This is a genomic window from Methylophaga sp. UBA3192, from assembly GCA_002363955.1.
Lineage (GTDB): Bacteria > Pseudomonadota > Gammaproteobacteria > Nitrosococcales > Methylophagaceae > Methylophaga.
Genome location: DEXE01000007.1, coordinates 249859 through 262015, shown reverse-complemented (window position 1 = coordinate 262015; position 12157 = coordinate 249859). Strand labels below are relative to the sequence as shown.

The following is a 12157-nucleotide window of genomic DNA, read 5'->3' as shown; positions in this document are numbered from 1 at the left end:
GTTCTATTCATGAGTTAGTGAAGTCGGAAATAAGCGAAAATGATACAGTATATCAACTGTCATTGCATGAGTGATTGCACTGAGAATATCAGTGAAAAAGACGATAACGAAGATTTAATCGTCGTTATCGTCTTTTACTTTTTATTTAGATATCACGCAGTAATTCGTTGATACCGACTTTACCTCGGGTTTTTTCATCAACTTGTTTTACAATCACGGCGCAATACAGGCTGTAACTGCCATCCTTAGAAGGCAGGTTACCTGAAACCACAACTGAGCCAGCAGGAATGCGACCGTAACTGATTTCACCCGTCATGCGGTTAAAGATTTTGGTGCTTTGTCCAATATAAACGCCCATCGAAATGACGGAGCCTTCTTCCACAATAACGCCTTCAACGACTTCAGAGCGGGCACCGATAAAACAGTTATCTTCAATGATAGTCGGGCCGGCCTGTAATGGTTCAAGCACACCACCAATACCTACTCCGCCTGATAAATGCACGTTTTTACCAATTTGTGCACAACTACCAACAGTTGCCCAGGTATCCACCATGGTGCCGGAATCAACATAGGCACCGATATTAACGTAAGAGGGCATCAATACAACGCCTGGTGCAATGTAGGAACCACGACGTGCCGCAGCAGGCGGCACCACACGGACACCAGCAGTATTGAAATCAGCTTCGGTGAAGTTGGCAAATTTTGGTTCAACCTTATCAAAGTATTGTGTTTCACCACCCGACATTGGACGGTTATCATTTAAACGAAACGATAACAGAACCGCTTTTTTCAGCCATTGATTGACGACCCAATCGCCATTTTGTTTTTCAGCGACACGGGCTTTACCACTGTCGAGCATTCCCAGAACTTCGTTGACGGCATTACGCACTTCCGCATCGGCATTGGCTGGGGTGATTTCTGCACGGCGCTCAAATGCCGTTTCGATAATCTGTTGGATATCGCTCATCGGTTTCTCCAGGTTATTTTAAGATAGGGTTTCAATATAATCACGGATTCGCATTGCGGCTTCGACGCACTCATCTTGTGGTGCAACCAATGCCATACGGATTCGATTTACGCCGGGATTACCCTGTTTGGTATCTCTGGCCAGAAAACGCCCCGGTAACACGGTGACGTTATATTGATCAAACAAGCCACGGGCAAAATCGGTATCGGCAATTGGTGTTTCTGCCCACAGATAAAAACTTGCTTCAGGCTGAGTCACATTTATTACCGGTGACAGAATATCGAGCACGGCAGTGAATTTTTCTCTGTACAAATGACGATTATGTACAACATGAGCTTCATCTGACCAGGCGGCAATAGAGGCTGACTGGGTTGAAGGAGGCATGGCACAACCATGATAGGTGCGGTAGCGCAGGAAAGATTTCATTATTGTGGCATCACCCGCAACAAATCCGCTGCGCAGCCCAGGTGCGTTGGAGCGCTTGGAAAGACTGTGAAATACCACACAACGGCTTAAATCTGTATAACCTGCGGCAACAGCTGCCTGCAGCAGACCAACTGGTGGCAAAGCTTCATCAAAATAGATTTCGGAATAACATTCATCGGCGGCAATCACAAAATCATATTCATGTGCCAGTTGAATCAGTTTGGTCAGGGTTTCAGCATCCACAATCGCACCCGTTGGGTTGCCCGGACTGCAAAGATATAACAATTGGCAACGAGACCACACACTGGCCGGGACAGCATCAAAATCCGGTACAAAACCGTTTTCTTCCGTGCAGTTAAGCAGGTAAGGCTCGGCACCGGCCAGAAATGCAGCACCTTCGTATATCTGATAAAACGGATTTGGCATCACAATGAGTGGATCATGACGTCGGTCAATAATCGCCTGGGCGAATGCAAACAATGCTTCACGCGTACCATTCACCGGCAGAATCTGTGATAACGGGTCAATGTGACCGGCCAGTTGAAACCGTTGATCCAGCCAGTTGGCGATGGTATGCCGTAACTCGATACTACCAATAGTCGTTGGATAGACAGACAACCCATGCAAATGACTGATTACTGCTTCGGTAATAAAGCCGGGAGTAGGGTGTTTGGGTTCGCCAATCGATAATGAGATATGTGCCAGGTTATTCGGTGGCTGGCAACCCTGCTGGAGCTCGGCTAGTTTCTCAAAAGGATAAGGATGTAATAGGGCCAGATCTGGATTCATTAATACATATCGCCGGATAAGAAAATCTGGGCATTATAACGCTTCAACCGCCTCTCGTGTTATAAGCATCCAGATGAACGTTATAAAACCTATCGAATTCAAGTTCGCGATTCTCAGTCTGTTATTTGCTGCCACTATGTGGGGCATCATCTGGTATCCGATGCGGTTGTTTGAGCAGGCCGGTATGTCAGTGATATGGGTGACTTTGATTATGTATTTGACTGCCGGGCTGGCCAGTCTGCCGATATTTATCAGGCAACGTTATCACTGGAAACAGATTCCTGCGGATCTACTTTGGCTGGCACTGGCGGCCGGAATGACAAATCTTGCATTTTTGGTGGCCTTGAATGAGGGGCAGGTGATGCGAGTCATGTTGCTATTTTATTTATCACCATTATGGTCGGTCATATTAGGACGCTGGTGGCTGAGAGAAAAACTGTCTATCTCGGCCATCATTATGTTTGTTCTGGCGATGGGGGGCACGGTTCTGATGTTGTGGCGCCCCGATGTGGGATTTCCCTGGCCTCATGGTCTGGCCGATTGGCTGGCTTTGTTTGCCAGTATTTGTTTTGCGATAAACAATGTGCTGAGTCGAAAACTGGCAGCTGTTCCGATGGTGTTAAAAACCACCATTGTCCTGTGGGGCGTGGTCGCTGTTTCAATAGTGGTTTTACTGCTGCAACAGGCGTCTATTCCTGCTGTAGATATATCGGTATGGCTAAGTGCCGTTCTGGTGGGCGGCGGTATCATCATTGCGATGACTATCGCAGTACTTTATGGCCTCGCCAGAATGCCGGTTTATCTGGCGGCTGTTATTATGTTATTTGAATTAATTGTGGCAGCGATTTCTTCAGCCTTGTTAACTATGGAAGTGATGACTTTGCAGGAGTGGCTGGGTGGTGCATTAATTTTTGCGGCGGCTTTTGGAATTGCTCAGGTTGAAAAAACCAATCGTTAGACCCATGTCTTTTTTTTTGATTTGCAGGAATTGTTTATGATTAAGTCTATTGCACATGCCAGTTTTCTGGTGGCAGATTTACCTACATCACTGAAGTTTTACTGTGATGTCTTGCAGATCCCGTTGAATCCTAATCGTCCAAAGTTTGCTTATGATGGCGCCTGGCTGGACTTGGATAACAAGCAACAATTGCATTTAATGGTGTTGCCCAACCCCGATTCGACTGATGGTCGCCCTGAACATGGTGGCCGGGACCGGCATGTGGCCCTGCTGGTAGAAGATCTGGAAGCACTTGCATTACGTCTGGAACAAGCCGGTGTGGAATTCTCCCGCAGTAAGTCTGGAAGAGCTGCTTTTTTCTGTCGCGATCCGGATGGAAATGCGCTGGAATTTGCCGAAGACTTTACCCCGGTAACCAAGTAACTCAGTCACTTAAAACTGACAATCAACGGCTTAGCGAGTTACTCACAATTTCTGTGGATAAGTCTGTGGTTAACATTGTTGAAAATCGCTAAGTCGTTAATCTGTAACAGAGCTCTTCAAAATGATTAAAATTTAACCAACTTAAAATTCTATTTAAATTCAATTGGTTAGCTAATCATTTTGTACATTCAAGCACTTAGCGAAGTTTGTTGTAAGAGTACTGTAACAATTCAGGAAAAAGTGAATAACTCAGTCAGTTTTATTGGAAGAAAAATCAAAATCTGTGCCAGCAAGTTAACTTTCGATTAATTTTGCCAGGCAATTTCATTTAATTAAATTGCGACTATTTAACACGCTTTCATGACAAGCCCTAGGGAGTATCCGGTAACTCAAGCACTTAAAAGTGTTGATCAATAACTTAGCAAGTTACTCACATTTTCTGTGGATAAGTCTGTGGTTAATATAGGTGAAAATCGCTAAGTCCTTATTCTTTAACAGAGGAACGCGATATGGTTAAAAATTAACCATGTTTTGATTTGTAATAAAATCAATAGCTTAGGTGTGTGTTGTGTGCATTCAATGACTTAGCGAAATTTATTTTAAGCGCACTGTAACAAAACAATCAAAGGTGTATAACTTTAATTGTGCAGATATCAAAAAGTCACACACGCGCTAAAGCTGGATAGATTTGTTCATCAAAAGCTGGGTCTTCGTCTCCGGTGGCATCAATACGTGATTGTTCTAACCCCTTAAAATCAAACAGTTGCTGATCAGCCAATTGGGAGGGGGCAACATTCTGAATGCTTCGGAAAATGTTTTCAACACGCCCGGGATGTTGTTTTTCCCAGTTTTGCAGCATTTCCTTAATTACCTGACGTTGCAGGTTCTCCTGTGAACCACATAAGTTACACGGAATGATCGGGAAGCCCTTCGCTTCAGAGTAGCGGGTGATATCAGACTCTTTGGCATAACACAGCGGCCGGATGACGATATTGGTTTTATCATCGCTCAGAAGTTTGGGCGGCATGGCTTTGGTCTTGCCACCATAAAACATATTCAAAAACAGTGTTTCAATTATATCGTCGCGATGATGACCCAGAGCGATTTTAGTAATGCCATGTTTACGAGCGTAACCGTATAAAGACCCCCGACGAAGTCTTGAACATATACCACAGGTGGTTTTTCCCTCGGGGACAACTTCTTTAACGATGCTGTAAGTATCCTTTTCAATGATATGAAACGGCACACCGAGGTTGCTGAGATATTCGGGTAATACATGCTCTGGGAAGCCGGGCTGTTTTTGATCAAGGTTGACGGCAATCAACTCAAAATTGATTGGTGCGTGATCGCGTAAATTCAGCAGAATATCCAGCATCGTATAGCTGTCTTTGCCGCCTGAGAGACAGACCATGACTTTATCGCCATCCTGAATCATATCGTAATCAGCGATCGCCTGGCCTACCTGACGACGCAGACGCTTATGCAGTTTATTGAATTCATGTTGTTGTTTAAGTTGATTTTCAGACATTAGATCAGACCTGCAAAAGGTTGGACAGTGACCGATTGACCGGGAGCTATACCGTCACAATCTTCATCCAGTAAAATAAAACAGTTGGCGTGGCTCATGGAGTGCAGAATACCGGAGCCTTGTTCGCCGGTCATCGTCACTTCTAAGTGATTATCGTTATTATTGCGTAAAAATCCACGCTGAAACTCGAAACGGCCGGGACGTTTACGAATCTTTTCTGCTGCTATGGCCTGTAATATCAGTGGGGCCTGGTTAATGGCTCCGGCCAGTTTGTTTAATGCCGGTTGTACAAACTGATAAAAGGTCACCATAACGGACACAGGATTACCGGGTAAGCCAAAAAAATGTGTATCCGTAATTTTGCCATAGGCGAGGGGTCTGCCTGGTTTCATCGCAATTTTCCAGAAATTCACTTCACCAAGTTCTTCCAGTAATTGCTTAACGTAATCGGCTTCACCTACTGAGACACCACCAGAGGTAATGACGACATCGGCTTCCCTGGTTGCTTCTACCAACGCTGTGCGTATCGCATCGGGTGTGTCGGTAACCACACCCATGTCGATGATTTCTGCATCCAGGCGTTTTAACATGGCATACAGCGTGTAACGGTTACTGTCATAAATATCGCCTGGAGATAATGCTTCGCCAACAGAGCGTAATTCATCACCGGTGGAAAAAAACGCAACCCGAATCCGTCGGCGTACCGATACTTCGGCCAATCCAAGCGATGCAAGCAGCCCTAAATCTGCCGGAATAATTCGATGGCCAGCACGAAGCACTACAGCGCCAGCCTGAATATCTTCACCTGCAAGGCGCACATTTTCACCGGCATGATGTTCACCGTGCAGTGTTATCAAATCATCATGAACTTCGGCCTGTTCCTGCATGATGACAGTATCACAACCATCCGGCATCATCGCACCGGTCATGATTCGAACACACTCACCAGCATTAACTGATTTATCAAACGGACGACCGGCAAACGCGCTGCCAATGAGTTTTAGGGAGATGGACAGGTTTTGAAGATCTTTTCCTCGTAATGCATAACCATCCATTGCTGAATTGGCATGAGGCGGAACAGATAGCGGAGAAATAACATCTTTATGTAACACTTGTCCCAATGCGTCACGTAAAGCGACTTTACGCCAGCAACTGATGGACGTTATTTGTTGCAAAATGCGCTGTCTGGCTTCTTCAACTCGTAATGTGGTAACCGGTTCAGTTGTGGCGCAGCTTGGCTGTGGGGTAAATTCAGTCATGATGATATTGCCGGATAAAGGTCTGGATAAAGAGCAGAATGGCGTCTAAGTCATTTAAATTCAATTTGGGTATAGAGGGTTCGTCAGGCAAAGCGGAATCCGTTGCAATCGCTATGATATTGGGGTCATCTATATAAATCAATGGCTTACCAATGCTGGCGCGATGTAATTCCAGTTTTGGTATAGCCTCGTTTTTAAAGCCCTCCACCAGAATCAAGTCCAGTTGCCGCATATCTAACCGGGCTAAACAGTCAGCAAGCAGGGGTTCTGATTGCTCAATATTGCTGGTTTGCATAAGTGCCAATAACCGCCGGGAGGCCACCAGGACCTGATTAGCGCCGGCTTCCCTAATTCGATAACTGTCTTTACCGGGCTGATCAATATCAAATAAATGATGTGCATGTTTGATGACGGCGACGTTTAATCCAGCGGTTCTTAGTTTAGGAATCAATTGTGTCAGCAGAGTCGTTTTGCCAGTGCCACTAAATGCGGCTATCCCCAGTATTGGCACCGAGCAGTCGAATCCGGCTGTTTGTATGTCTTCAGGATGATTGAAATTCCTGAAACTATCCGGTTGATCCGAAAAATCTACTTCAATCATCGGTTGCTGGGTAAACCAGCGATCAATTTTTCTTTCGCCGGAGGCGAGATAATTTTGTAAATCGTCAGCCAGTTCACAGTCTAATAATGCAAATACTGGTTGAATACGCTTACCATCGGTTGCAACGGCGATTTTTTTACCGCTGCGAAGCAGGCTTTCCAGCATACGTTGTCGTAATTTTGTACTGGGTGCCGGGCTGTCACAGGGGACAGTCAGAATATAATCGGAATTTGCCGCCTGCATACCGGCCAGCATGCCAGCCAATGGTCCCTGAAAATCGGAAAGTGTATCGCTAATCACAGGATAGCCGAACTGTCGATAGCGCTCGATATTACGATTGGCGTTGATCAGCAGCTGCTCAACCTGGGGTGCAATATGATCAATGACATGTGAGACCAGCGGCCGGTCAAGAAATGCTATCAGGCCTTTGTCATTACCCCCCATGCGACGGGCAGCGCCACCAGCAAGTATGACACCGGTCACGGTTGGGTAGGAATAATCAGTCATGATATTTTGTAATTAATGGCTTTATGTTGAGTAGGGACGATGCATAAATTTACGATTCTGGTGTTTATTATACTGTGTATTCCACTTAACGCATGGTCGATGGATTTACAAATTATGGTTACCGGACTGTACCGTGATCATGCTGTGGTGGAAATCAACGGTCAGCAACATTTTTTGTCTGTCGATCAACAGACGCCCGAAGGCGTGACTTTAATCAGCGCCAATAGTAGTCAGGCGATACTGGAGGTCGCTGGCAAACGCGGTGTTTTTGAGCTGAATAATCGTGTCGGCGGGGTGTATTCCGCACCACCAGAAATGCCCGTAGTCAGTATCTGGCCAACGAATGGTATGTATCTTACCAGCGGCTCGGTCAATGGTTTTACAGTAGATTTTGTCGTGGATACCGGTGCTTCCGTTATCGCGCTGAATGGTAAAACGGCTAAGCGTTTAGGTTTGAATTATCTGGATGCCAAACAGATTTCTGTCAGAACGGCTTCCGGAGTAGAACTGGCTTACAGTCTTCAATTGGAGACCGTACAGCTTGGAGATATTTCATTGAATAATGTCGCCGCAGTAGTGATTGATGGTCCGGAACCACAACGCGCGTTACTCGGTATGAGCTTTCTGAATGCCTTTGATATGGAACGCAAAGGCGAAAGAATGGATTTGCGCCGGAAATTCTGACAAAAAAAGCCCGGCTATACCGGGCTTTTTTTACTATGAATGATTAACGAATCAATCAAAACCATGGGTAATCAAGGCATAAGCTGAATGGTTATGAATTGATTCAAAGTTTTCCGATTCAACGGTGTAGGCTTTAATGCGATCATCTGCATTAAGTCGCGCTGCGACATCACGTACCATATCTTCCACAAACTTCGGATTGTCGTAGGCATGCTCGGTGACATACTTTTCGTCAGGACGCTTCAACAAACCGTAAATTTGGCAGGATGCTTCGTCCTCTACCAGATCGATTAAATCTTCAATCCAGATAAAGCTGTCGGTTTTGACGGTTAACGTGACATGTGAGCGTTGATTGTGCGCGCCGTAGTCAGAAATGTTTTTTGAGCATGGGCACAGGCTGGTGACTGGCACAATGACTTTTACATTCATGCTGGTTTTTTTACCAACAATTTCACCAATAAAGCTGACCTGATAATCCATCAGACTGCGGACTTTTGAAATAGGGGCTTCTTTGTTTACAAAGTAGGGGAAGCTCATTTCAATATAACCGGATTCAGCATCCAGACGCTCAGTCATTTCGCCCAGCATGGTATGAAATGATTTAACAGTAATTTCACGTTCATGTTGATTAAGGATCTCAACAAAACGAGACATATGTGTGCCTTTGAACTGGTGTGGCAGATTCACATACATATTGAAATTGGCGACAGTGTGCTGTTCGCCGGTAGTGCGATCACTGACCACAACAGGATGGCGAATATCTTTGATGCCAACTTTATCAATCGCGATATGACGTTTGTCTTTAATGTTCTGTACGTCTTCGATTTCTGCTGCTGCCACGGGCTTATTTTGATCAGTCATGATTAGGGTTAATCCTCACTATATTTGACACACGCACGGTCGGTTTCCCAAACCGTGACACCAGAGACTCTGGCTGTGTCGGTGTTTAGCGTATTGCTAAGGCGCTGGTAAAAAAACTGGGCGATATTTTCAGCCGTCGGATTAATCTCATCGAACGGCGGAATATCATTCAGGTAACGGTGATCCAGTGTTTTGGCTAATTCACGAGTCGCCGTTTTAATGGTTTTAAAGTCCATGCCCATACCATGCTGATTAAGTGCATTGGCGGTGACTTCGACTTCAAGTTTCCAGTTATGACCATGCATCCGCCGACAATCCCCAGGATAGTCTCGCAGGGTATGTGCAGAGGCAAAATCAGCCAGAATTTTTAATGTATAGGTGGCGCTCATAATGTTGACTATTATACTCAGGAATTAGGCTATCGAACAGGCCATTATTACGCAAAATAACGATTGATGGTATCGATAATACCACTTGCATCCAGACCACAGGCGCTAAGCATTTGACCATGATCACCATGATCAACAAAGCGGTCAGGCAAGCCCATCATATGTAAGCGAGTACGAATATCCTGTTGCTGATAGTACTCGTTGACAGCACTGCCGGCGCCCCCCAGAACGGCATTTTCTTCAATCGTGATGATTAATTGATGATTGGCGGCAATCTCATCAAGCATCTGAGTGTCCAGTGGTTTGACAAAGCGCATATTCACCACAGTGGCATCTACTTGCTCAGCAGCATCAAGCGCTGCGTGTAATAACGTCCCAAAGGCCAGAATAGCGATTTTTTTGCCTGAACGGCAGGTATGGGCTTTACAGATGGCTATGCTGTCCAGTTTTGGTTCAACCGTTGTGCCATTGCCGCACCCACGCGGGTATCTTACGGCCGCAGGACCATTATGATGAAACCCGGTGGTCAGCATTTGCCGGCATTCATTTTCATCGCTTGGTGTCATGATCAACATGTTGGGAATACAGCGCAGATAACTAAGGTCAAAACTTCCTGCATGTGTCGCACCATCCGCACCAACTAACCCTGCGCGATCAATAGCGAATAACACGGGAAGATTCTGTAATGCCACATCATGTATTAATTGATCGTAAGCGCGTTGCAGAAAAGTTGAATAAATTGCCACAACAGGTTTTTTACCTTCACAGGCCATTCCTGCAGCCAGCGTTACTGCATGTTGTTCTGCTATGCCAACGTCAAAGTAACGTTCAGGAAAGCGTTCCGCAAAGGCATTCAGGCCCGATCCTTCACACATGGCGGGCGTAATCGCTATTAATTCTTCGGAGGCGGCACCCATATCACACAGCCATTGACTGAAAACCTGGGTAAACGTGGGACCGGATTTTTTACTGTTAGCAGGACTGACGCCATGGTATTTGCAAGGCTGCTGTTCGGCTGGTTCAAAGCCTTTACCTTTTTTGGTGACAATATGCAGAAATTGCGCACCTTTACTGTTGCGCAGATTGCTCAATGTCGTAATTAACGTGTCGAGATCGTGTCCATCAATGGGACCGATATAGTTAAAACCCATTTCTTCAAACAGGGTCCCAGGCACCATCATGCCCTTGACGTGTTCTTCTGTTCGACGGGCAAACTCCCAGGCTGAGGGTATTTTTTCCAGCACTTTCTTACTGCTTTCACGCGCAGAACGATAAAAACGTCCGGAGAGCAGTCTGGCCAGATAATTGGCCATACCGCCGACATTTTTGGAAATCGACATTTCATTATCGTTAAGCACGACCAATAAGTCGGCATTCAGATCACCCGCATGCGCCAGTGCTTCATAGGCCTGACCAGCCGTCAGAGCACCATCACCAATAATGGCTACCGAACGTCTTGATTCTCCGCTGTCACGCGCAGCAATAGCCATGCCCAATGCGGCACTGATTGAGGTACTCGAATGACCAACCCCGAAACTGTCGTATTCACTTTCACTGCGTTTGGGAAAGCCGGAAAGTCCTCCGGGTTGACGCATGGTATGCAGTTGATCTCGGCGCCCTGTCAGAATTTTGTGGGCATAGCTTTGGTGTCCAACATCCCAGACCAGGCGATCTTCAGGTGTGTTAAACACATAATGCAAAGCTAATGTGAGCTCGACAACGCCTAAATTTGACGAAATATGACCGCCGGTTTGCTGGATTTTGTCGATAATCAGTTCGCGGATCTCATTCGCTAATTGATCCAGTTGTTTACGTTCCAAGTTACGTAACTGGGCGGGGGAGTCGATTTGGGCAAGTAGGCTTGTCATGTTGAATCAGTGTGATTAAAAGGTTCGTTGCACGACAAACGTTGCCAGTGCCCGCAGTGCTAAACATTGATTTTCTAGATTATCGAGTGCTGCCAATGCATCTGTTACCAGCGTCTGTGCCTTGTTACGGGCGGCTTCCAGTCCCATCAATGACGGATACGTTGGTTTATTACGAGCAATATCTGCACCCTGCTGTTTACCCAATGTAGCAGTATCAGCAATCACATCCAACACATCATCCTGTACCTGAAATGCCAGACCGATAGCCTCAGCATAATTGTTCAGCTGTTTTAAATCCGCTGTGCTGTGATTTGCGCTGCAATAGGCGCCTAACATGACACTGGCTTTGATTAATGCCCCGGTTTTTAATAAATGCATGGCCTCAAGGTCGGATTGGCTGAGTTGTTTGCCCACTGAAGCTAAATCAATAGCTTGTCCTCCGGCCATGCCCAGAACACCAGAGGCGTTTGCCAGACATTTCACCATGGCAATTTGCTGGGCAGGTGGCAAATTGTTATCAGTTAAACATTCAAATGACAGGCTCTGCAGTGCATCACCGACTAATAAAGCTGTCGCTTCATCATAGGCTTTGTGACAAGTCGGCTGACCACGCCGTAAATCATCATCATCCATCATAGGCATATCATCATGCACCAGTGAATAGGCATGTATCATCTCGACTGCGCAGGCAGCTGAATCCAATGCCTCAGGATCTGCATTGAAGGCTTCTCCAGTTGCGTAGACCAGCATTGCACGCAAACGTTTACCACCATTCAATGTCGCGTAGTGCATAGCTTCAGCCAAGGTCGCAGCTGCAACAGTATTTTGATCGGGTAATCGTTGTTGTAAAGCCAGACTAATACGTTGCTGGTGCGCGGGCATCCAGTCAGAAAGCGA

General features: G+C 45.9%; 12 protein-coding genes. 3 read left to right on the top strand and 9 right to left on the bottom strand.

Going from position 1 to position 12157, the window contains the following annotated elements; translation table 11 throughout:
• Positions 1–145 precede the first annotated feature (145 nt).
• Positions 146–967 carry a 2,3,4,5-tetrahydropyridine-2,6-dicarboxylate N-succinyltransferase gene (gene dapD / locus B2337_RS12250; protein ID WP_292361540.1) on the bottom strand — a complete coding sequence of 274 codons (822 nt, stop codon included), beginning with the start codon at positions 965–967 and terminating at the stop codon, positions 146–148.
• 18 nt (positions 968–985) lie between these two features.
• The gene (gene dapC / locus B2337_RS12245; RefSeq protein ID WP_292413708.1) at positions 986–2182 is read right to left on the bottom strand and encodes a succinyldiaminopimelate transaminase; all 1197 of its coding nucleotides are present in this window, start codon (positions 2180–2182) and stop codon (positions 986–988) included.
• Positions 2183–2255: 73 nt separating this feature from the next.
• Between dapC and B2337_RS12240 the strand changes: the two genes are divergently transcribed.
• Both B2337_RS12240 and B2337_RS12235 read left to right on the top strand, forming a co-directional pair.
• Entirely contained in the window at positions 2256–3140 is an 885-nt protein-coding gene (locus B2337_RS12240; protein ID WP_292413710.1) for a DMT family transporter, read from the top strand.
• A gap of 36 nt (positions 3141–3176) precedes the next feature.
• Positions 3177–3563, top strand: a complete 387-nt coding sequence (locus B2337_RS12235; protein ID WP_292361543.1) for a VOC family protein — start codon at positions 3177–3179, stop codon at positions 3561–3563.
• 661 nt (positions 3564–4224) lie between these two features.
• Here the strand turns inward: B2337_RS12235 and ttcA are convergent.
• From ttcA to mobA, 3 genes are read right to left on the bottom strand one after another with little or no spacing between them, the layout of a single operon-like run.
• The gene (gene ttcA / locus B2337_RS12230; RefSeq protein ID WP_292413712.1) at positions 4225–5091 is read right to left on the bottom strand and encodes a tRNA 2-thiocytidine(32) synthetase TtcA; all 867 of its coding nucleotides are present in this window, start codon (positions 5089–5091) and stop codon (positions 4225–4227) included.
• Entirely contained in the window at positions 5091–6350 is a 1260-nt protein-coding gene (locus B2337_RS12225; protein WP_292413714.1) for a bifunctional molybdopterin-guanine dinucleotide biosynthesis adaptor protein MobB/molybdopterin molybdotransferase MoeA, read from the bottom strand. Before B2337_RS12225 ends, ttcA begins: the two co-directional genes overlap by 1 nt.
• Positions 6343–7458: a molybdenum cofactor guanylyltransferase MobA gene (gene mobA / locus B2337_RS12220; RefSeq protein ID WP_292361546.1), complete on the bottom strand. Its 1116-nt coding sequence runs from the start codon at positions 7456–7458 to the stop codon at positions 6343–6345. The genes B2337_RS12225 and mobA overlap by 8 nt, the downstream gene beginning before the upstream one ends.
• A 39-nt stretch (positions 7459–7497) precedes the next feature.
• On the opposite strand from mobA, the gene B2337_RS12215 reads away from it, so the two are divergent.
• Positions 7498–8142: a retropepsin-like aspartic protease family protein gene (locus B2337_RS12215; RefSeq protein ID WP_292413716.1), complete on the top strand. Its 645-nt coding sequence runs from the start codon at positions 7498–7500 to the stop codon at positions 8140–8142.
• Between the two features lie 51 nt (positions 8143–8193).
• Here B2337_RS12215 and folE2 read toward each other — a convergent pair whose 3' ends face one another.
• The 4 genes from folE2 to ispA are packed head-to-tail and all read right to left on the bottom strand — an operon-like array spanning position 8194 to position 12142.
• Positions 8194–9003: a GTP cyclohydrolase FolE2 gene (gene folE2 / locus B2337_RS12210; protein ID WP_292361548.1), complete on the bottom strand. Its 810-nt coding sequence runs from the start codon at positions 9001–9003 to the stop codon at positions 8194–8196.
• Between the two features lie 8 nt (positions 9004–9011).
• Complete coding sequence (queD, locus tag B2337_RS12205; protein ID WP_292361549.1) at positions 9012–9392, bottom strand: 6-carboxytetrahydropterin synthase QueD; 381 nt, start codon at positions 9390–9392, stop codon at positions 9012–9014.
• Positions 9393–9439: 47 nt separating this feature from the next.
• Positions 9440–11260: a 1-deoxy-D-xylulose-5-phosphate synthase gene (gene dxs / locus B2337_RS12200; RefSeq protein WP_292361550.1), complete on the bottom strand. Its 1821-nt coding sequence runs from the start codon at positions 11258–11260 to the stop codon at positions 9440–9442.
• A 15-nt stretch (positions 11261–11275) separates the two neighbouring features.
• Entirely contained in the window at positions 11276–12142 is an 867-nt protein-coding gene (gene ispA / locus B2337_RS12195; protein ID WP_292361822.1) for a (2E,6E)-farnesyl diphosphate synthase, read from the bottom strand.
• Between the last annotated feature and the right edge of the window lie 15 nt (positions 12143–12157).